General features: G+C 66.8%; 14 protein-coding genes and 1 pseudogene. 5 read left to right on the forward strand and 10 right to left on the reverse strand.

What is annotated here, in order from left to right; translation table 11 throughout:
• Positions 1-83: 83 nt before the first annotated feature.
• The 4 genes and pseudogenes from OF829_RS17480 to OF829_RS17495 all read right to left on the reverse strand — a co-directional run bounded on the left by OF829_RS17480 (position 84) and on the right by OF829_RS17495 (position 5,600).
• Entirely contained in the window at positions 84-2,456 is a 2,373-nt protein-coding gene (locus tag OF829_RS17480; RefSeq protein WP_264941442.1) for an alpha-L-rhamnosidase-related protein, read from the reverse strand.
• 284 nt (positions 2,457-2,740) lie between these two features.
• A pseudogene (locus tag OF829_RS17485) lies at positions 2,741-3,631 on the reverse strand (Vgb family protein); the annotation flags it as partial.
• 117 nt (positions 3,632-3,748) lie between these two features.
• Positions 3,749-5,161, reverse strand: a complete 1,413-nt coding sequence (gene glnA, locus OF829_RS17490; protein WP_264941444.1) for a type I glutamate--ammonia ligase — start codon at positions 5,159-5,161, stop codon at positions 3,749-3,751.
• Positions 5,162-5,261: 100 nt separating this feature from the next.
• Positions 5,262-5,600 (reverse strand): P-II family nitrogen regulator, encoded by a 339-nt coding sequence (locus OF829_RS17495; protein WP_264941445.1) that lies wholly within the window; start codon positions 5,598-5,600, stop codon positions 5,262-5,264.
• A gap of 211 nt (positions 5,601-5,811) precedes the next feature.
• Between OF829_RS17495 and OF829_RS17500 the strand changes: the two genes are divergently transcribed.
• The gene (locus tag OF829_RS17500; protein ID WP_264941447.1) at positions 5,812-6,054 is read left to right on the forward strand and encodes a hypothetical protein; all 243 of its coding nucleotides are present in this window, start codon (positions 5,812-5,814) and stop codon (positions 6,052-6,054) included.
• A 171-nt stretch (positions 6,055-6,225) separates the two neighbouring features.
• Here OF829_RS17500 and map read toward each other — a convergent pair whose 3' ends face one another.
• The gene (map, locus tag OF829_RS17505; RefSeq protein ID WP_264941448.1) at positions 6,226-7,050 is read right to left on the reverse strand and encodes a type I methionyl aminopeptidase; all 825 of its coding nucleotides are present in this window, start codon (positions 7,048-7,050) and stop codon (positions 6,226-6,228) included.
• Positions 7,051-7,103: 53 nt separating this feature from the next.
• On the opposite strand from map, the gene OF829_RS17510 reads away from it, so the two are divergent.
• Positions 7,104-7,862, forward strand: a complete 759-nt coding sequence (locus OF829_RS17510) for a competence/damage-inducible protein A (RefSeq protein ID WP_264941449.1) — start codon at positions 7,104-7,106, stop codon at positions 7,860-7,862.
• Positions 7,863-7,983: 121 nt separating this feature from the next.
• Here OF829_RS17510 and OF829_RS17515 read toward each other — a convergent pair whose 3' ends face one another.
• Together OF829_RS17515 and OF829_RS17520 are read right to left on the reverse strand one after the other, a co-directional pair.
• Positions 7,984-10,506 carry a TonB-dependent receptor gene (locus OF829_RS17515; protein WP_264941450.1) on the reverse strand — a complete coding sequence of 841 codons (2,523 nt, stop codon included), beginning with the start codon at positions 10,504-10,506 and terminating at the stop codon, positions 7,984-7,986.
• A gap of 146 nt (positions 10,507-10,652) precedes the next feature.
• On the reverse strand, positions 10,653-12,260 hold the full coding sequence (locus OF829_RS17520) for a tetratricopeptide repeat-containing sulfotransferase family protein (protein ID WP_264941451.1): 1,608 nt from the start codon (positions 12,258-12,260) through the stop codon (positions 10,653-10,655).
• Positions 12,261-12,412: 152 nt separating this feature from the next.
• Here OF829_RS17520 and OF829_RS17525 point away from each other — a divergent pair, with 152 nt between their 5' ends.
• Positions 12,413-13,678, forward strand: coding sequence for an APC family permease (locus tag OF829_RS17525; RefSeq protein WP_264941452.1), 1,266 nt, complete (start codon positions 12,413-12,415; stop codon positions 13,676-13,678).
• Between the two features lie 125 nt (positions 13,679-13,803).
• On the opposite strand, the gene OF829_RS17530 is transcribed toward OF829_RS17525, so the two are convergent.
• Both OF829_RS17530 and OF829_RS17535 read right to left on the reverse strand, forming a co-directional pair.
• On the reverse strand, positions 13,804-15,411 hold the full coding sequence (locus OF829_RS17530) for a phytoene desaturase family protein (protein ID WP_264941453.1): 1,608 nt from the start codon (positions 15,409-15,411) through the stop codon (positions 13,804-13,806).
• 130 nt (positions 15,412-15,541) lie between these two features.
• On the reverse strand, positions 15,542-16,714 hold the full coding sequence (locus OF829_RS17535) for an aromatic ring-hydroxylating oxygenase subunit alpha (RefSeq protein WP_264941454.1): 1,173 nt from the start codon (positions 16,712-16,714) through the stop codon (positions 15,542-15,544).
• 77 nt (positions 16,715-16,791) lie between these two features.
• Between OF829_RS17535 and OF829_RS17540 the strand changes: the two genes are divergently transcribed.
• Positions 16,792-17,424 carry a TetR family transcriptional regulator C-terminal domain-containing protein gene (locus OF829_RS17540; protein ID WP_264941455.1) on the forward strand — a complete coding sequence of 211 codons (633 nt, stop codon included), beginning with the start codon at positions 16,792-16,794 and terminating at the stop codon, positions 17,422-17,424.
• An 86-nt stretch (positions 17,425-17,510) separates the two neighbouring features.
• On the opposite strand, the gene OF829_RS17545 is transcribed toward OF829_RS17540, so the two are convergent.
• Positions 17,511-18,908 (reverse strand): M20/M25/M40 family metallo-hydrolase, encoded by a 1,398-nt coding sequence (locus OF829_RS17545; protein ID WP_264941456.1) that lies wholly within the window; start codon positions 18,906-18,908, stop codon positions 17,511-17,513.
• Positions 18,909-18,985: 77 nt separating this feature from the next.
• Between OF829_RS17545 and OF829_RS17550 the strand changes: the two genes are divergently transcribed.
• Entirely contained in the window at positions 18,986-20,254 is a 1,269-nt protein-coding gene (locus tag OF829_RS17550; RefSeq protein WP_264941457.1) for a Xaa-Pro dipeptidase, read from the forward strand.
• Positions 20,255-20,273: the final 19 nt, after the last annotated feature.

Raw genomic sequence — 20,273 nt, forward strand, 5'->3', positions numbered from 1 at the left:
ACGGTCCGGGTCGATTTCGGTTACGGTTCGATGAGTCTTTTGTGACAATTGTGCATCTGCGAAGCGTGTGGCTTTTCGGCCACCTAGATCGGGTTGCGGCCGGGCTTCAGCGGGCGGGTGGCGCCGTTCCAGGTGAAGCTGCCCGTCAGGCCGGGCGGGAGGGTGATCTCGCCCTTGATGCCCGTGGCGCCGACGCGCTCGAGCCTGACCTCGATCATGCCGGCGGGATGCGGCATGCGCCCCGAGGCGCGGCGCATCGGGCCGAGCGCGGGCGCGATCTCGACGGAGCGGAAGCCGGGCGAGGCGGGGCGGATGCCGAGCACGGTGGCGAGCAGATGGTAGTTCGGATGCGCGCTCCAGGCGTGTGAATCCGATCGGGTCGGCTCGGGATTTTCGGGGGTGGTGGTCAGGCCGATGCGGATCATCTCGCGCCACGGCGCCAGGCGGTCGAGATAGCGGTCGGCAAGCCCCGCCTCGCGCATCGCCTCGTCGACATAGAAGCGGAAATAATAGCTCGCCGGGACAAGGGTGGTATCGGCGAGCACGCGCTCCATCACCGCGCGGGCGTCGGCGGCAGGGACGGCGCCGGTGAGGATCGCGAGCGCGTTGCTGTGCTGGGTGTAGAGCGTCCTTTCGGGCGTCTCGGCGAAGAGGCCGCGCGCCGGATCCCATGCGAGCTTGCGGACCGCGGCGATGAGCCGGGCGGCCTGTTCGCGGTAGCCGCGGGCGAGGCCGGGCTCGCCGACCTTGTCCTCCATCTCGACCGCCATCTGGAGGGCATAGACATATTGGAGGGTGATCGCGGTCGAATGGCCGTTCTCGGCACCCGGAGGCACGCCGCGATCGAAGGCACCGCTCCAGTCGAGGAAATTCCACCACTCCATGGGGCCGAGCATGCCGGTCGCGTCGACATGGGCGGCGTACCAGTCGAGCACGCCGCGCGTGCCCGTCAGCTGGCGGCGGACAAAGGCGGGATCGTCGCGCAGCATCCAGTAATCATGGACCATCGCCACCCACCACAAGGAGAAGGGAGGGATGTAGCCCGGGATCGAGGAGGGCCATGAGCCCGCGGTGATCCCCTCGGGCGTCCGCGATTCGTCGAACAGCGTGATGGCGTGGCGCATCAGCCGGGCGTCGCCGGTCTGGTAGACCGAGAGCAAAGCCTCGATCCGCGCATCGCCGACATATTGGAGCTGCTCGTAATAGGGCGTGTCCCAGAAGCTCTCGAACGCGCTCAGCCGCAGCATCCGCCAGTCGATCTCCCAGATGGCGGGGATCCAGTCCTGGTCGCTGTCGAACGCCGCCTTCTGCTCGAAGGGATAGGCGGTGAAGATGCTGTGGAAATCGGCGATGGTGAGCGGCTGGGCGCCGGTCTGGATATCGAGCTGGACGTAGCGCCAGGTGCGCAGCCACAGCGTCTGGAAGGTCCGGCTGCCGCCGTCGAAGGTGATGCGGTCGCGCAGGCCGCGGATCGTCTTGCCGTCGATCTCGTTGCGGTTGCCCTTGCGGCCCTGCGCGTCGAACAGGCTTTCGGCATAGGTGAGCGTCGCGGTCGCGCCCGCGCCGCCAGTCGTCGACAGCAACGGATAGCCCATGGTCAGCGTCCCCTGATCGAGCAGCAGCGAGACGCGGCTGTTGGCGGGGATGACGAGCGGACGCGTGCCGGTGAGGAAGCCGGGGTCCGGCGCGATGCCTTCGGCGCGGCGGAGGGTGGCGAAGCGGGCGGGGGTCTCCTCCATCGGCGGGATATCGCGCGCGACGAGCTGCCATTCGGTGGCCGAGCCATAGGGTTCCGAGCCGCGCAGGAGCGCGCCGTCGGCGGCGTCGGGGCGGGCGACCAGGGGTTTGGCCGCGGGCCAGCCGCTGTCGTCGAGCCCCGGCTGTTCCCAACCCCATGGATATTGCGCGGCGTCGAGCGTCTCGCCGGGCGAGGCGACGTACCAGCCACCCGCGTCCGGCCCCTCGACGCGGGTGAAGCCATAGGCGCGGTCCCACAGCACCTTCCAGCCGGCGCCGGTGTCGGCGACCGACGCCGCGCCTTCGCCGTGGAGGAGGAAGGCGGTGCGGTGGCTGATCTGGAAGCCCGGGCGATACTCGCCCCAGTTCCAGACCAGTGCCGCGATCAGGTTACGGCCGGGCTTGAGGAACGGCGCGAGGTCGATCGTCTCGTAGCGCCAGTGCATCAAATCGCCGCGCGCGGGCCCGATCGCGACCGACTGGCCGTTGACGAAGAGGCGGTAGCGATTGTCGGCGGAGACATGGACGATGAAGTGCTGGGGGGCTTCGGCGAGGTCGAAGCGCTTGCGGAAATGGAAGACGCCGGCGGATTGCGCGGGGGCGTCTGGGTGCGCGATCCACTTGGCGGGCCAGGGCGTGAAGGCGCGTCTTTGCTGCGCCGCGGCGGGGGCGGCGAGCGCGAGGAGCGTGAGGAGCAGGGCGAGCAGGCGCGCCGTCATGCGCACCGGCATTCCACGGCTTTGCCGGGGTTACAAGGCTGACGGCCTCAGCGGTTGACCCGGCCGATCCGGTTCAGCCCCAGCTCGGTGAACCAGATATTGCCGTCTGGCCCCTCGGTGATCCGGTGCATCACCGTGCCGCGCGAGGGCGCCTTGAAGTATTCGATCGAGACGCCGGTGAGGTCGCCGGGCGGGGCGCTCATCAGCTCGGGGCCGATGCGGACGATGTAATCGTTGGCGGTGGGCATCCCCATCGCGGGCGGGCTGACATATTGCTGGACCCACAGCGCGCCGTGCCGGTCGAAGGCGAGGCCGGCGAGGATCGCGTCCTTCTGGGTGAGCGGGACCGGGAATTCGATGATGACGCCGGGGCCGTCCTTGCGGGCGTCCATCGCGATCCGGCCGATCCTGCCGCCGGCTTCTTCGGTGAACCAGAGCGACTTGCCGTCGGGCGATTTGACGATCGCGATCGGACGGGGACTGGCGGTCGGGATGACGAACTCGGTGACCGCGCCCTCCCTGGTGATATGCGCGATGCGGCTGCCGGTCAGCTCGGTGCACCACATGTCGCCGTCGGGGCCCGCGGTCAGGTAGATCGGCACCGCGCCGATCGTCGGCAGCTCGAAATGCTGGACCTGCCCTGCGAACACGCGGCCGACAGTGTTGGTGAGCTTGCCGGTGAACCAGAGCGCCCCGTCCGAGGCGAGGCCGATGCCGTGCGGGCGGGTGTTGAGCGGGGTGGGCCCGCCCTGGGCGTGGATGGCGACGTCGAGCCGCTCGGCGATGGTCCCGTCGGGATTGATCCGCGCGAGTTCGCCGAGCCCCTCGAAGGTGACCCAGAGCCAGCCGTTCGCATCGAACACCGTGCCATGCGGAGCGCTGTCCTGCGGCATCGCGAAATAATCGGCATGGCCGTCGAGCGTGACGCGGGCGATGTGATCGTACATCTGGCCCGAGACCCAGAAGACCTGGCCGCCATGCGCGCGGTCCCAGACCAGCTCATGGGTCGATCCGCCGCCCGGAGTGCAGCAGCTGGTGGGGTCCATCGCGAGCTGTTCGGCGGTGGGAGAGGGCGCGCCCGGCCAGCACAGGGCGAATTCGGTGATCGGGGAGGCGGGGCCGGGCGGCGCGGGCGTGCCGCACTTCATTCCGGGCGTCATCTGCATTTCGGACATGATCGGTCCTCCCGCGGCCGATCATAGCGGAGCGCAAGTAATTTGGGAGGGGTGCCAAAAGAAAAGGGCGTCCGGACCGCGGTCCGGACGCCCTTTTCATGTCACCGATCGCAACGATCAGCTCGAATAGTACATATCATATTCGACCGGGCTCGGCGTCATTTCCCAACGCGCGACGTCGGCGCGCTTGAGTTCGACATAGGCCTCGATCTGGTCCTTGGTGAACACGTCGCCCTTGAGCAGGAAGTCCATGTCCGCCTCGAGGCTGTCGAGCGCTTCGCGGAGCGATCCGCACACGGTCGGGACCTTTTCCAGCTCGGCCGGGGGCAGGTCGTACAGGTTCTTGTCCATCGGGTCGCCCGGATGGATGCGGTTCTGGATGCCGTCGAGGCCGGCCATCAGCAGCGCGGCGTAGCAGAGATACGGGTTTGCCAGCGCATCCGGGAAGCGGAACTCGACGCGCTTCGCCTTGCTGCCCGCGCCGTACGGGATTCGGCACGAGGCCGAACGGTTGCGGCTCGAATAGGCGAGCAGCACCGGGGCTTCGTAACCCGGCACCAGCCGCTTGTAGCTGTTGGTGGTCGGATTGGTGAAGGCGTTGAGCGCCTTGGCGTGCTTGATCACGCCGCCGATGAAATAGAGGCACATGTCGGAAAGGCCGGCATAGCCATTGCCCGCGAACAACGGGTTCGAGCCCTGCCAGATCGAGATATGGGTGTGCATCCCCGAGCCATTATCTTCCTTGATCGGCTTGGGCATGAAGGTCGCGGTCTTGCCATAGGCATGCGCGACCTGGTGGACGACGTACTTGTAGATCTGCATGCGGTCGGCGGTCTGGACGAGCGTGCCGAAGGTCAGGCCGAGCTCGTGCTGCGCGGCGGCGACTTCGTGGTGATGCTTGTCGCAGGGCAGACCCATTTCGAGCATGGTCGAGACCATCTCGCCGCGGATGTCGACCGCCGAGTCGACGGGCGCGACCGGGAAATAGCCGCCCTTGGCGCGCGGGCGATGGCCCAGATTGCCGGCCTCATAGTCCTTGCCGGTGTTGGTCGGCAGCTCGATATCGTCGATCGCGTAATAGCTGGTGGCGTAGCTCGTCTCGAACTTCACATCGTCGAACATGAAGAATTCGGCCTCGGGGCCGACATAGACGGTGTCGCCGATGCCGAGCGACTTGAGATAGGCCTCGGAGCGCTTGGCGGTCGAGCGCGGGTCGCGGCTGTAGAGCTCGCCGGTCGAGGGCTCGACGATGTCGCACACCAGGATCAGCATCGGCGTGGCCGAGAAGGGATCGACCCAGACCGCGTCGAGATCGGGCTTGAGGATCATGTCCGACTCGTTGATCGCCTTCCAGCCCTCGATCGAGCTGCCGTCGAACATCAGGCCGTCGGTCAGCTCATCCTCGCCGATGACCTTCGAGACCATCGTGAGGTGCTGCCACTTGCCCTTCGGGTCGGTGAAGCGAAGATCGACCCACTCGATCTCCTGGTCCTTGATCATCTTCAGGACGTCGCTGGCCGAATTCGCCATTGGTAGAACCCCTTTCGCTCTCTTTCGTGAGCCCGACGAATCGGGCAATAAAATTTCAATGTGCGGACGCAGCATTCCCCGAATGCTGCGTCGCGTCAAATCAGATTGCGTTCTCGTTGCGCTCGCCGGTGCGGATGCGCAGCGCGGTCTCGACCGGCATGACGAAGATCTTGCCGTCGCCGATCCGGCCGGTCTGCGCGGCGGCGGCGACCGCCTCGACCACGCGATCGGCCAGCGCGTCCTCGACCACCACCTCGAGCTTCACCTTGGGCAGGAAGTCGACGACATATTCGGCGCCGCGATAGAGTTCGGTATGGCCCTTTTGCCGCCCGAAGCCCTTGGCCTCGGTGACGGTGATGCCCGAGACGCCGACTTCGTGAAGGGCTTCCTTCACCTCGTCGAGCTTGAACGGCTTGATGATCGCTTCGATTTTTTTCACGTGGGTGTGCCCCTATTGGAAGGCGTGTCTCCTGCCGCGCGTATCGCAACAAGCGTGCCAGAGCGGCGCTACAGCTAAACGCTGGGCGGTACGAGGGGCAACGGGGAAAGCGTGCCTGTTTTTCGAGCAAAACGCGCACGCGCTGCCCGATCGGGCGGCAGGAACAAAGCCGTTCAAGCTACGTTCCGGGAACGGAGCGTAGTCGAGGGGCATGATGCGGCTTCTACCGATGGATGTGCCTGCCGAGATCCACCGGCGGGTGAGCGAAGGCGAAGGCGGTCGCCTGCGCCCCGAGGAGATCATTGTCGCCCGCGGACCCCTCGTCATCATGGCGCACGGCCTGATGGCGGTCGACGCCTCGGCGCGCGGCGACTTCTGGATCACCAGCGAGATGGGTGACCTGAGCTTCGAGGAGGCCGAGGAGGCGCTGCGGCGTTGGTCGGCGAAGCACTAGCGCCGCTTGACATACGCTAACCCGTCACCCCGGACTTGTTCCGGGGTCCACTTAGCCTCACGCTCAGAGCCTGACCTGCTTGCTCCGCGCTCGCCTCCCGGTGGACCCCGGAACAAGTCCGGGGTGACGGTCAAATCGGCGCCCAAGCTTGAAGGTCGACTTGCCCGGCCTTCAATAGGGCGGCCGATGCAGCCCCTTGGAGCTTTGTGTGAAGATCTCGCAGCCGTCCTCGGTGATGCCGATCGAATGTTCGAACTGCGCCGAGAGCGAACGGTCGCGGGTGACCGCGGTCCAGCCGTCGTCGAGCAGCTTCACGTCGGGGCGGCCGATATTGATCATCGGCTCGATCGTGAAGAACATGCCGGGCTTGAGCTCGGGGCCGGTGCGCGGGCGGCCGACATGGACGACCTCGGGCGCGTCGTGGAAGATCTGGCCGAGGCCGTGGCCGCAGAAATCGCGGACCACGCCGTAGCGGTGGCGCTCGGCATGGGTCTGGATCGCGTGGCTGACATCGCCGAGGAAATTGCCCGGCCTGGCCTGCTCGATCCCGAGCATCAGGCATTCATAGGTGACGTCGACGAGGCGGCGCGCCTTGAGCCCGACATCGCCGACCAGATACATGCGGCTGGTGTCGCCGTGCCAGCCGTCGAGCAGGGGCGTCACGTCGATATTGACGATGTCGCCATCCTTGAGGACGCGGTCGCCCGGGATGCCGTGGCACACGACATGGTTGATCGAGATGCAGCAACTGTGGGTGTAGCCGCGATAGCCGAGCGTCGCGGGAACGGCGCCGCCCGCGATCATCATGCCGCGGATGAAGTCGTCGATCTCGCCGGTGGTAGCACCTGGCACGACATGCGGCGGCAGCGCGTCGAGAATCTCGGCGGCGAGCCGGCCCGCGGCGCGCATGCCCGCGAAACCCTCGGGCCCATGCAGCTTGATCGCGCCGGTGCGGGCCATGGGGGTGTCTTCGGAGACGGTCACATAGTCGGTCATGCGCGCCATATAGTCGTTTGCGCGGGGCTTTGCGAGTGAGTAGGCAACGGCGCATGGGAGAGCGTATCTGGACCGCGGCACTGGTGGTGATCGGCGACGAGATCCTCTCGGGCCGCACCCAGGACCGCAACATCGCGCAGCTCGGCACCTGGCTCAATGCGCAGGGCATTCGCCTGGCCGAGGTGCGGGTGGTGCCCGACGTGCAGGAGGCGATCGTCGAGGCGGTCAATGCGCTCAGGGCGCGCAACGATTATTGCTTCACCACCGGCGGGATCGGGCCGACGCATGACGACATCACCGTCGATGCGGTCGCAGCGGCGCTCGCCGTGCCGGTGGAGGTCAATGCCGAGGCGCGCGCGGCGCTGGAGGCGCATTATTCGGCGCGGGGGCTCGAACTGACCGAGGCGCGGCTGCGGATGGCGCGGATGCCCCAGGGGGCCGAGCTGATCCGCAACCGCATGTCGGGGGCGCCGGGGATCCGGCTGGGTTCGCTGTTCGTGCTCGCGGGGGTACCGCATATCGCCGCGGGGATGCTCGACGCGTTGACCGGGCAGCTCGAGGGCGGGCTGCCCCTCGTGTCGCGAACGATCGGGAGTTGGGGGCCGGAGAGCGAGGTCGCCGAGCTGCTGGCGAGCACCGAGCGGGCATTCGATGGCGTGGCGATCGGGAGCTATCCCTTCTTCAAGGAAGGGCGCGTCGGGGCGAACTTCGTGGTCCGCGCGACCGATGCGGCGGTGGTGGACGCGTGTGTCGGAGCGCTGGCGGAAGGCCTGCGCGCGGCAGGGCATGCGCCGGTCGAGGGCGGGATTTAGCGCTTAGTTCGGCGCTATCGAAGAGAGCGTCATCCCGGCGGAAGCCGGGACCCAGGATTACAAGCGACATCGCCGGCGATTCTGGGTCCCGGCTTTCGCCGGGATGACGATTCGAATTGGCCTAGAACTTCGTCCCCAGCCGCACGCCGAAGGTTTGCGGGTTGATATAGACGGCGTAGGGGCGCTGTCCGCAGCTGCCGCATTCCTGGAAACGGCTGATCTGGCCGCGTTCGTCCCAGACATTCGCGACGAAGAATTCGTACGAGAAGCGCCCGATCTCGCCGCCCGCCGACAGATCGAGCGTCGTATAGGCGGGGAGGATGCCGAGCAGCGCGCTCGGGTTGATGAAGCTGTGGGTCGGCGCCTGGAAAATATTGGTACGGATGTCCGCGGTCGCCGAACTCTGGTGCGCGAGCACGAACTGGACATGGCCCTCGGTCGCCCCCGTCGGGAAGGTGTAGCGCCCGGTGATATTGCCCTTGAACCGCGGCGTGACCGGCAGGCGGGTGCCGCGCGGGGCGGAGATGGAACTCGACGCACAGGTGAAGGTCGGATCGTCGATCGCGCAGAGATTCTGCGTGGTCTTGGCGTCGGTGTACGATCCCGATGCGGTCAGCGAGAGCCCGCCCGAGCGATAGTTGAGGTCCATCTCGATGCCGCGGATGCGGGCATTGGGGCCGTTATGGATTTCGGTGAAGCTGTTCTGCCCTAGGAAGCTGAACTGGAACTTGGCCCAGTCCTGCTGATAGATGGCGCCGTTGAAGCGGAGCCGCCCGTTGGCCAGCGTGGTCTTCCAGCCGATCTCGTAATTGGTGAGGAAATCGGCCTGATAGGGCGGGATGGTGCCGCGGCGGTTGATGCCGCCCGGGCGATAGCCGCGCGACCAGGTGCCGTAGAACATCATATCCTCGTTCGGCTTCCATTGCAGGTTGAGCCGGTGGAGGAAGCCGGTGTCCGAGGTGGACACGGGCACGAGCTTGCCGTTCACGTAGCGGGCAAGATTGGTGCAGGGGCCGCCGGCGACCGCGGCGGGCAGCAGCGTGCGCGAGGTGGCGTAGGTATTGGTGTCGCGATCGTAGAGGCGCTGGCCCGATGTGGTGAAGCATTGCGCCACGCCGGTGCGGTTGCTCGCGGCCGCATTGGGCGGTCCGTCGGAGTAGCCGTTGCCGGGATTGCGGCCGAAGCCGAAGAAGCCGATCAGCGAATTGTCATATTTATAGTAACGCCCGCCGGCGGTGAGCGTCACCTTCGATCCGAGGTCGATGCTCAGCTCGCCGAACGCGGCATAATCGCGGTCGACGCGATATTGCTGGGTCAGCCACAGCGTGCCTGGGAGGCCGTTGACCGAGAGCAGCGGATCGAGGCCGTCGACCTTATAGTCCTGATGGATGACGTTGCTCTGCCGCTGATAGAAGGCGCCGGCGACGACGCGGATCGACGCATCCTGCGGCGACGCGATGCGGACTTCCTGGCTGACCTTCTTGAAGTGATCCGATCCGACGACGCGCTGGCGCGGATCGATCGGATTGCCCGCGGCATTGGTGAAGTAGAAGCAGCCCGCGATCCCGCTGCAGACGAAATTGCCGCTGCTGTCGGTGTAATTGGCGTAGAGCTGGTCGTAAGCTTCGGAATAATCGGTATAATCGCTGGACGAATTGTCCTTCCGGTCGAGCATGGCGCCGGCATAGGTGACGTCCCAATTGCCGATCCGGCCCTCGATCGTCAGCGCCGCCTGGATGAAGCGATCGTTGCGATATTCGTCGAAGAAATGCTCGGTCTTGAGATCGCCGACGCGCGGATCGCTGCCGAAGCTGCCCTTGGTGCGGCTCTCCTGGTAGAGCACCGTCGGCGTGGCGGTCCAATTATCGTCGAGATCGATCTTGAGCGCGGCGCGGCCGCCCCAGGTATCGACGGTGTTGTAATCCTCTTTGACGAAGGCATTGTTGTTCACGACATGGCCCGTCGAGAAGCGGCGGAAGCTCGCGACATTGTCGATATAGCCCGCGTCGTGCTGGTAGAAGCCGACCACGCGGAGCGCGGCGTAAGGCGCGAGCGGCGCGTTGACCATGCCTTCGAGCCGGCCGCCGATCCCGCCCTTGCGCACAGTGTTGAGCTCGCTGTCGACGCGGCCGTAGAAGCTGCTGCTATCGGGCTTGTTGGTGATGATGCGGATCGTGCCGGCCTGCGACGAGGCGCCGTAGAGCGTGCCCTGCGGCCCCGCGAGGCTTTCGATGCGCGCCACGTCATAGACATGGACGTCGAGCGTGCCGCCGATCGTCGTCACCGGCTGTTCGTCGAGATAAACGCCGACCGAGGGGAGCGAGCCCGAATGGTTGCCGTCGCCGCCCGATGCGACGCCGCGCATATAGACGTTGGTGACGCCCGGCTGGGTCGTCTGGAACGCCAGCGAGGGGAGGAGCTGCGAATAATCCTCGAAATTGGTGACGTTGAGATTGTCGAGGCGGGTGGTGCCGATCGCCTGGATGCTGATCGGGACCTTCTGCACATTCTCTTCGCGCTTCTGCGCGGTCACGACGATTTCATCGTCGGGCGTGGCGACCACGTCCTGGGCGAAGGCGGGCGAGGTGAAAGCCGCCGAGGCGAGCAGGGCGGCAAGGGTGGCGCGGCGCTTGGGCATGTGCATCGAGTTCGCTCCGACGAGGAATTCTGATTTCGCAAACCTGTCCGTCGGCGAAACGATCGTCAATCTTGTACGCTCGTGCAGATTCGTTCGGATGCGGTTCGCGGGTGCAGCGTGACAGTTTTGCAACGCTTGCGGGGACGGGCCGCCTACAAGGGTTGGGACGAACCGGAGAAGACCGGAACCTCAGGATAGGCGGTCAGCACGTCGCCGAGCGCCGCCTTGAGCGGATCGAGCCATTGCTCGAAAGGCTGCCACGCCTCGGTGCCCTCGCGGAAGATCGGCTGGCGCACCTGTTCCGAGCTGGCGGTGCGCACCGCGCGCTCGGTCTTGTGGAATTCGAGGCAGGCGGGATCGAAGTCGAGCCCGATCGCGGCCAGCAGACCGCGGACCTGCGCCTCGGTATCATCGACCATCTCCTCGTAGAAGACGCGGTGGACCAGCCCCGGGCGGACCGCATCGACGTGCGCCATCAGCCGGACATAGCCGCGATAATAGCGCCCCAGATCGTCCTGCGAATAGCTGAAGAGCTGGCCACGGGCATAGTGTTGCTTGAAGTTGGAGAAGCAGCAGCCGAGCGGATGGCGGCGCGCGTCGATGATCTTCGCATTGGGCAGGATCAGGTGGATCAGCGGCAGGTGCGCCCAGTTGTTGGGCAGCTTGTCGATGAAATAGGGGCGGTCGGTCTGGCGCTGGACCGCGGCGCGGCGCAGATACTCCTCGCCCATCTCGCGCAGCCGATCGGGCGAGAGTTCGGCGACGCCCTGCGGATAGCCGCCGGTCTGGCGCGAGAGCGCGGGGATGTCGGGCAGCTCGCTGGTGCCCTCGACCAGCGGGTGGCTCGACAGGATCTGCTCGATCAGCGTCGAGCCCGCGCGGGGCATGCCGATGACGAAGATCGGATCGGCCGCGGCGCAGCCCTGGCCGGCGCGGGCATCGAGGAAGTCGCGCGTGTAGAGCGCGATGCTGCGGTCGACGAACGCCCCGGCCTCGTCGGCGCTGTAGTTCATCTTGCTGCGGCGCAGGCGGTTGGCCGCGTCATAATGCGCGAAGGCGCGCGCGGCCTGCCTGCGGTCCTCCATCGCCTTGCCGAGCGAGAAATCGAGGTGGAACCGGTCTTCGTCGGAGAGCTGGCCGCGGGCGAGCTGCGCCTCCATCTCGGCGATATCGGCCTCGTCGAACTTGACGGTCTTGAGGTTGGCGAGGCTCCACCACGCCTCGCCCAGCCCCGGCGCCAGCTCGAGCGCGCGGCGATAGGCGGCGACGCCGTCCGCCTGGCGCCCGACCGTCTTGAGCATATGGCCATAGCTCATCCAGACGCGCGGCTGCTCGGTGGCGACCGAAAGCACCGATTCATAGAGCTTGATCGCCTCGTCGAAACCGCCGACCCGGGCAAGCGCCGCGGCCTTGAGATTGGCGTGGCCGACATTGTCCGGGTCCTCGCCGAGCACCAGATCGAGTTCGGCCAGCGCCTCGCTCGGCTGATTGAGCCGGTACAGCACCAGCGCGAGATTGGCGCGCGCGGCGGTGAAGCCCGGGGCGATCTCGACCGCGCGGCGGAGGAGATGCTCGGCGTCCCTGTAGCGGCCGATGCGGCCGGCGAGTTCGGCGAGCATGCGGATCGCGGCGACGTCGAACGGGTCCTGCTTGAGGTGTGCCTTGAGGAGCGGTTCGGCCTCGCCCAGCCGATTGTCGTGCAGCGCGAGCGCGGCTTCGATCAGGCGCGGATGGTAGCGGGCAGGGGGCAGGGGCTGCATCGCCTCATGCCTAGCCACTTCGTCATCCCGGCGAAAGCCGGGACCCGGAGTCACCCGGGCCATCGCTCGTGGCTCTGGGTCCCGGCTTTCGCCGGGATGACGATTGAGGCGTGGGTGGAAACGTGCTCCATTCCGGACGGGGAGATCGCCGCATGACAACCGCAACACGCCCGTTCGGATTCTGGACCGCGACCGCGCTCGTCGTCGGCGGGATGATCGGGGCCGGCATCTTCGTCTTGCCCGCGCAGCTGGCGCCCTATGGCGCGACCGGCGCGGCGGGCTGGGTGGCGGCGATCGCGGGGGCGGTGGTGGTCGCCTGGGTGTTTTCGCGGCTGTTCGCGGCGCGGCCCGAGGCGACCGGCGCGATGGACGTGGTGGCCGGAGGGCTGGGTCCGCTACCCGCGATGCTGGTCGCGTGGAGCTATTGGGTGAGCACCTGGTGCGCCAACGCCGTGCTCGCGCTCACCGCGGCGCGCTATCTCGCCCAATTCTGGCCCTGGCTCGGATCGAGCACGCTGATTTCGGCGATCGCGGCGCTGGCGATGCTCTGGGGGCTCACGCTCTTCAACCTGCTCGGCGCGCGCGACGTGGGGCGGCTGCAGGTAGTCACGGTCGTGCTCAAGCTGTTGCCGCTGGTGGCGGTCGTGCTGATCCTTGCCGGGCTGGCGGTGACCGATCCGGGGCGGTTCGCGGCGCACGCGCATGCGCCGTTCGACCCGGTCCAGATCACGCCCGCGCTGGGCCTCGCCTTTTTCGCGCTGGTCGGGTTCGAATGCGCGGGCGTCTGTGCCGAGCGGGTGCGCGATCCCGGGCGGATCGTTCCGCTGGCGACGATGGCGGGGGTGGTGGTGACGGGCGCGCTCTACCTGCTGGTATCGACCGGCATCGTCTATGCCATGCCCCAGCAGGAGCTCGCGGATTCGGGCGCGCCGATCGCCTTGTTCGTCGGCGAATTCTGGGGAAGCGCGGCGGGGCTGATCACCGCGGCGTTCGCGATGATCTCGGCGCTGGGCTGCCTCAACGGCTATGTGCTGCTGCTCGGCGAGGTGCCGCTCGGCATGGCGCGCGCCGGGCTGCTGCCGCGCTGGATAGCGCGCACGAGCAGCCGCGATGTGCCGACCGGCGTGATCCTGATCGCCAGCGTGCTCGCGAGCGTGCTGATCCTGAGCAATGCCTTCCGGACGCTGTCGGGGCTGATGACCTTCATGCTCAACATCACTGCCGCTGCGACCGTCTGGCTCTATATCGGCGCCTGCGCCTCGGCCTGGATGCAGCGCATCGCGCGGCCCTGGGCGGCACTGGGGTTCGCCTTTGCGATCTGGGTGATGATCGGGACGGGGATGGAGGCCGTGGGGTGGAGCGTGGTGCTGATGGTGACGGCGTTGCCGCTGTATTGGTTGCGGGGGCGGGCGGAATAATCCTCCCCCGGAGGGGGAGGTGGCAGCGTAGCTGACGGAGGGGTATTCTCCGCGAGCGATGTCGCCTGTGGCGACTACCCCTCCACCGCTTCGCGGTCCCCCTCCCCCTCCCGGGGGAGGAATTTTCAGGCGAACAGCCGCCCCAGCAGGCTCCGATCCCGCAAAATCTCGTGCGCCGCGTTATGTCCCGGCGCGCCGGTGACGCCGCCGCCGGGATGGGTGCCCGCGCCGCACATGTAGAGGCCCTTGATCGGGCCGCGGTAATCGCCGTGGCCGAGCACGGGGCGCGCGGCCCAGAGCTGGTCGAGCGACATATGGCCGTGCATGATGTCGCCGCCGATCAGGCCGAACTTGCGTTCGAGATCGAGCGGGGAGTGGATCTGGACGCCGAGGATCGACTTGCGGAAATTGGGGGCGTGCTTGGTGACGGTGTCGATGATGACGTCGGCGGCCTTTTCCCTTTCGTCGTCCCATGAGCGGCCGTCGGGGAGCACTGGCGCGAATTGCTGGCAGAAGAGCGAGGCGATGTGCTGGCCTGGGGGGGCGAGGCTGTCGTCCACGCTGGTGGGCAGCTTCATCTCGACGATCGGTTCGTCGGACCAGCCCTTGGCCTTCGCGTCGGTGAACGCCTTGTCCATATAGTCGAGCGTGGGCGAGATGATGATGCCGGCGGTGTGGTGCTCGGCCTTTTCCTTGCCGGGGAGGACGCCGAAGTCGGGCAGTTCCGAGAGCGCGACGTTCATGCGGAAGGTGCCCGAGCCGGTCTTGTAACCGTCCATGCGGCGGGCAAAGGCCTCGGGCATGTCGGCGCGGTCGACGAGCTGGCGGTAGAGCAGGGCGGGGCCAGCGTTCGAGGCGACCACGTTTGCCGCGATCTCCTCGCCGCTTTCGAGTTTCACGCCTGTCACCTTGTTGCCATCGACGAGGACCTTGGCGACCGGCGCCTCTAGGCTGATCTCGACCCCCATGTCGGCGCAGGCCTCGGCCATATATTGGGTGATCGCGCCCATCCCGCCGACGCTGTGGCCCCACATGCCCTTCTTGCCGTTGATCTCGCCGAAGACGTGGTGGAGCAGGACGTATGCGCTGCCCGGCGTGTCGGGGCTGGCATAGTTGCCGACCACCGCGTCGAAACCGAACGCGGCCTGGATGTACGGATTCTCGTACCAGTGATTGAGGAAATCACGGGCGGATTTGACGAACAGATCCATCGTGTCGCGCTGCGCCTCGAGGCTCATGCCCGCGAGCCGCTTGCCCTGCGACGCCGCCGCGAGAAGCGCGCGGATGCCGCCGCCGGCGTTTGGCGGGGTCTTGAGCGCCATGTCGCGCAGCACCTCGGCGACGCGTTCGAGGGCTTCCTCATATCTGGGGAAGGTTTGGGCGTCCTTCTGGCTGAAACGCGCGAACTCGGCCTGGGTGCGGCCCGTGCCGCCGCCGAGCTTCAGATAACCGCCCTCGTGCGGGAAGAAGTTGCTGATCGTCCGCTCGATGATCCGCCAGCCGCGCTCGTGGAGCCGCATGTCGCGGATCACCTTTGGCCGGAGCAGGCTGACCGTGTAGCTCGCGGTCGAATTGCGGAAGCCGGGGTGGAACTCCTCGGTCACCGCGGCGCCGCCGACGATATGGCGCCGCTCGAGCACGCGGACCTTGAGGCCCGCCCTGGCGAGATAGAAGGCGCAGACCAGGCCGTTATGCCCGCCGCCGATGATGAGTGCGTCGTATTTCTGGGTCATTCTGCTTCCTAAAGCCCTCTCCCTTTGGGAGAGGGTTGGGTGAGGGTGACTTGATACCGCCCTCGCCATTCACCCTCACCTTCCCACCGCTTCGCGGCGGGCCCCTTCCTCTCCCAAAGGGAGAGGAGTCTTAGGTACTTCGCGGCCTTCTCGACCACCCCGGCGCCGGCGGCGTATGCAGCCGCGCCTCGGGGATCAGCCCCCTGATCTTCCGCGCGAAACTCCGCAGGCAGACTTCGCCGTCGCCGATCGGGCCGACGGTGTAGCTCTGGCTTGCCATGCCCTGCTGGACGCGGGTGATCAGCCAGGTGTCCTCGGCATTGACCATGCGGTTGATCCGCCAATTGGCGTAGCGGACCAGCTTCATCTCGCGGCGGTCATCGGGGAGCGCGAAGGCCATTTCGCGCAGCACGCATTCGGTTGGGCCGGTGGGCAGCCACTGCATGAAGTCGATCTGGTCCGAATAGATGTCGAACGCCTGGTTGGGCCAGAGCTTGTAGTAGAGCCAGAGCTTCTGGCTTTCATCGGGCAAATGCGGCGCGTGGGGGAGGTGCTTCTGGTAGAAGGCCTCCCAGGGGTGTTTCGAGGTGCGCTGGATCACGCCCGACATCTTGTCGACCCAGGACTGGGCCTCGATCGCATAGCTGCGGCCGAACAGGCGCGTCAGGCCGGGATGCGCGACGGGGATGTGGAGGCCGTCCGAATAATTGTCGCCGACATTCTTCCAGTTGACCGGGCGGTCGCGCAGGCGGACCGGGCTGATCGTGCGCATTTCCTCGAAACGATAGGGTGCAATCTCATGGGCGTAGGGCGCCATCATCTCGGCGACCGATGGCCCGCCTTCGTCCTTGAGGCGCACGAAGACGAAGCCGCGCCACAACTCGACACCGACGGGCGCGAGGCCGTGCCTGCCGGGGTCGAGTCCGGTATAGTCGGCGCGCGAGGGGATGCCGGTCAAGCGGCCGTCGGTTTCGTAGGTCCAGGCGTGATAGGGACAGACCAGCTTCTTCGCGCAGCCCATGGGTCCCTCGACCAGCCGCATCGCGCGGTGGCGGCAGACATTGGTAAAGGCCTTTATCCCGCCATCGGCCTGGCGGATCGCGATCACGCTTTCGCCGATATAGTCGAGCGTGTGATAGTCGCCGGGGCTGGCGATATCGCTTTCGTGGCAGACGATCTGCCAGGAGGGGCGGAAGACGCGCTCGATCTCGACCGATTGGAACTCGGGATCGGTGTAGATCCAGCCCGGCAGGCTGAGATTGTCGTCGGGATCCGCTCCCGCATCGGCAAAGCTGTGCGCCATCACTGAGCCCCTGTTGTTGTACGAATGTATAACAGAACTCGCCTTCCCCGCGCAACCTTCCGTGTTAGGGTAGCGCCATGTCCCGCAGCTTTACCCGCGCCGAACCCGATGCGCGCCGCCAGAGCCTGATCGAGGCGGCGGGACGGGTGCTGGCCGAGCGCGGCGCGGCGGGGGCGTCGGTCAGGGTGATCTGCGCCGAGGCGGGGGTCTCGCCGGGGCTGCTGCGGCATTATTTCGACGGGATCGACGCGCTGATCGCCGAGACCTATGCCTGGACCGGCGGGCAGGTGAGCGAGGCGCTGGCCCGTGCGGCGGCGGAGGCGGGGAGCGATCCCCGCGCTCGGTTGCTGGCCTATGTCACCGCCAGCTTCCGCGCGCCGATCGCCGATCCGCAACTGCTCGCGACCTGGATTGCCTTTTGGAGCCTGGTCAAGGCCAACCCCGACATGGAGCGGCTTCACGGCGAAATCTATGCCGGCTATCGCGGCGAGGTCGAGGCGCTGCTCGCCGAATGCGGGCTGGCGGCGGGCGAAGTAAGGCTCGCGGCGGTGGGGATCACCGCGCTGGTGGACGGGCTGTGGCTCGAATTGTGCCTCGCCCCCGCGACCTTCACCCCCGAGGAGGCGAGCGGGATCGCGGGGCGGTGGATTGGAACGCTTCTCAATCCTCCCCCGGAGGGGGAGGGGGACCGCGAAGCGGTGGAGGGGTAATCTCCACAGGCGACATCATCGCGTGTGGAGACTACCCCTCCGTCGGCCTTCTTCTGCCACCTCCCCCTCCGGGGGAGGATATGTCTCTACTTCGCCAGCGCCATCAGCACCGTGCGGTAATAGACGATCGACGGGGCGATCTCGCTCAAGGGCGTGCGTTCGTTGAGGCCGTGGGCGAAGGCGTCCGAACTCTTCATGAACAGCGGGCTGATGCCGTAGCTCGGCACGCCGCGTGCGCGGAAATGCATCGAATCGCTCGCGCCCGATGCCATGGTGGGGACGATCGGGATGCCGGGGAAGCGCGCATGGATCGCGTCGGCGACGAGCTTCATCAGGTCCGGTCGGAGCGGCGAGGCGGGGCTGGCGAGCGAGCCGCTTTCGACCTCGCGGATCTTCATCGCGGGATCGCCGACGACCTCGGTGAGCGTCTTCTGGACCTCGGCGACCGGCGTGCCGGGGAAGATGCGGCAATTGATATTGGCCTTGGCGGTCTGCGGCAGCGCGTTGGGGGCGTGGCCCGCGGTGACCATCGTCGCGACGCAGGTCGTGCCGATCTGGCCGACATAGCCGGGTACGCCGCGCAGGAAGTCGATCGCGCCCGCATCGGTCGGGTCCTTGACGAAGCGACGCAGCGCGTCGGCGACATGCGGCTCTTCGCCTTCGGCAGCGGCGGCGAGGCTCTGGCGGGTGATCTCGTTGATCTGGGCAGGGAATTTATACGCGCCGATCCGGTCGAGCGCATGGGAGAGCGCATAGATCGGGTTGCCCTTGTGCGGGGCCGAGCTGTGGCCGCCGGGATCGGTGAAGCTCAGCTCGAAATCGGCATAGGTCTTTTCGGCGCCGTCGACGCCGAAGCCGATCGGCTTGCCCTCCTCGCTCATCGCGCCGCCGCCGCCATCGACGTTCAGCAGCAGCTCGGCATCGTGATAGTGCTCCGCCAGCGCGGCGGTGGTCTTCATGAAGGTCTCCTCGTCGCCCGAGAGCAGGAGGAAGATGTCACGCCGCGGCTTGAAACCCTCGCGGCGCAGCTGGATCAAAGTCGCGACCATCGTCGACAGGTCGTACTTCATGTCGCTGGCGCCGCGGCCCCAGATATAGCCCTTCTCGATCACCGGGGTGAAGGGATCGCGCTCCCATTCGGCGGGCTTGGCCTCGACCACGTCCATATGGCCCGAGACATAGATGGGCTTGAGGTTGCCCTTTCCGGTGCCGCGATAGCGCGCGACCAGATAGGCGGTATCGCCGAGCACGGTGACGGTCACGTCCTCCGCCGGGAAGCCGCCCGCGATCAGCTGGTCGCGCAGGTAATTGGCATATTGCGGGGTCTGGTTGCCGGGGCCGGAGACGGTGCGGAAGGCGATGCCGCGCTTGAGCAGATCGAGCGCCTGCTCTTCGGCCTGGGGGTATTTCTGCGCGATCGCGGTGCCGGGAAGCGTGGCTGCCAGCGCCAGCGCGAATAGACCTGCGATTGCCCGCCCCGCCATGCCTTGTCTCCTTGTTGAACGGGCGTAAAGCTAGGCCAGGCAGAGGGGGAATGGCAATGAATGTCTTTGGGCGCCCTATGTTTCGCTGGATCGCGCTTTGTGTCTGTCTGGTGGTGGCGCTGCCTGCCTCGGCGCAGGTGAGTTACGTCCGCGCGGGGCGGCTGATCGATGTGCTTGCGGGGCGCGTGCTGACCGACCAGCTGATCCGGATCGAGGGCGAGCGGATCGTATCGGTCGCGCCATGGAAGAGCGCGCCCCGGGACGGGCCGGTGACCGACTGGTCGGGCTATACGGTGATGCCCGGCCTGATCGACATGCACACCCATCTGGCCGATTTCGCCGACAGCAATCCGGGATCGATCCTCCAGCATTCCCCGGCCGAGGCGGCGATGATGGGGGCGCAGAACGCCAAGGTGACGCTGATGGGCGGCTTCACCACGGTCCATGACGTCGGCTGCTATCGCGGGCTGACCGATGTGGCGCTGCGCGACGCGATCAATGCGGGATGGATTCCGGGGCCGCGGATGAACGTGGTCGGGGCCTATATCACCGTTCCCGGCGGCGGGGGCGACATCACCGGCTTCGCGCCCGACGTCGCGATCCCGTTCGACATGCGGCTGGGCGTGGTGCGCAACCCGCAAGAGGCGCGTGAGAAGGTGCGCTACTTGTTCCAGCACCATGTCGACACGATCAAGCTGATCGCGAGCGGAGCCGTGCTGGCGGTGGGATCGGAGCCCGGGCGGCTCGAACTGAGCGAGGAGGAGATGCGCGCGGCGGTGGCCGAGGCGCGCGAGAATGGCAGCTACGCGACCGCGCATGCGCATGGCGCCGGGGCGATCAAGGCGGCGATCCGATCGGGCGTGCGCTCGATCGAGCATGCCTCGCTGATCGACGCCGAGGGGATCGCGATGGCCAGGGCGCAGGGCGTGTGGCTGGTGATGGATATCTACAACGGCGATTATATCGATACCGAGGGGCGCCGGCTGGGCTGGCCGGCCGAATATCTGCGCAAGAATCTGGAGACGACGGAGGCGCAGCGCATGGGCTTCGCGGCGGCGGTGAAGGCGGGGGCGATGATCGCCTATGGCACCGATGCGGGCGTCTATCCGCATGGACGGAACGCGCTGCAATTCGCCTATATGGTCCGCTACGGCATGACGCCGATGCAGGCGATCCAGGCCGCCACCAGCGTGGCCGCGCAGCTGCTGCGCTGGGATCGGGATGTCGGCGCGGTGGCGCCGGGGCGGTTTGCCGATCTGGTCGCGGTGAAGGGCGATCCGCTGGAGGACGTTCGCCTGCTCGAGCATGTGAGCGGGGTGATGAAGGGAGGGGTGGTCGTCCGCTAGCCGAGCGTCGTTGCCGCGG

Source organism: Sphingomonas caeni (assembly GCF_026013415.1).
In the GTDB taxonomy this organism is placed as follows: Bacteria; Pseudomonadota; Alphaproteobacteria; order Sphingomonadales; family Sphingomonadaceae; genus Sphingomonas; species Sphingomonas caeni.

What these genes read in the sequence shown, in the direction of transcription:
- OF829_RS17480 (WP_264941442.1), bottom strand. Translation starts at nt 2,456, where the DNA reads ATGACGGCGCGCCTGCTCGCCCTGCTCCTCACGCTCCTCGCGCTCGCC.
- glnA (WP_264941444.1), bottom strand. Translation starts at nt 5,161, where the DNA reads ATGGCGAATTCGGCCAGCGACGTCCTGAAGATGATCAAGGACCAGGAG.
- OF829_RS17500 (WP_264941447.1), top strand. Translation starts at nt 5,812, where the DNA reads ATGATGCGGCTTCTACCGATGGATGTGCCTGCCGAGATCCACCGGCGG.
- map (WP_264941448.1), bottom strand. Translation starts at nt 7,050, where the DNA reads ATGACCGACTATGTGACCGTCTCCGAAGACACCCCCATGGCCCGCACC.
- OF829_RS17510 (WP_264941449.1), top strand. Translation starts at nt 7,104, where the DNA reads ATGGGAGAGCGTATCTGGACCGCGGCACTGGTGGTGATCGGCGACGAG.
- OF829_RS17515 (WP_264941450.1), bottom strand. Translation starts at nt 10,506, where the DNA reads ATGCACATGCCCAAGCGCCGCGCCACCCTTGCCGCCCTGCTCGCCTCG.
- OF829_RS17520 (WP_264941451.1), bottom strand. Translation starts at nt 12,260, where the DNA reads ATGCAGCCCCTGCCCCCTGCCCGCTACCATCCGCGCCTGATCGAAGCC.
- OF829_RS17525 (WP_264941452.1), top strand. Translation starts at nt 12,413, where the DNA reads ATGACAACCGCAACACGCCCGTTCGGATTCTGGACCGCGACCGCGCTC.
- OF829_RS17530 (WP_264941453.1), bottom strand. Translation starts at nt 15,411, where the DNA reads ATGACCCAGAAATACGACGCACTCATCATCGGCGGCGGGCATAACGGC.
- OF829_RS17535 (WP_264941454.1), bottom strand. Translation starts at nt 16,714, where the DNA reads ATGGCGCACAGCTTTGCCGATGCGGGAGCGGATCCCGACGACAATCTC.
- OF829_RS17540 (WP_264941455.1), top strand. Translation starts at nt 16,792, where the DNA reads ATGTCCCGCAGCTTTACCCGCGCCGAACCCGATGCGCGCCGCCAGAGC.
- OF829_RS17545 (WP_264941456.1), bottom strand. Translation starts at nt 18,908, where the DNA reads ATGGCGGGGCGGGCAATCGCAGGTCTATTCGCGCTGGCGCTGGCAGCC.
- OF829_RS17550 (WP_264941457.1), top strand. Translation starts at nt 18,986, where the DNA reads ATGTTTCGCTGGATCGCGCTTTGTGTCTGTCTGGTGGTGGCGCTGCCT.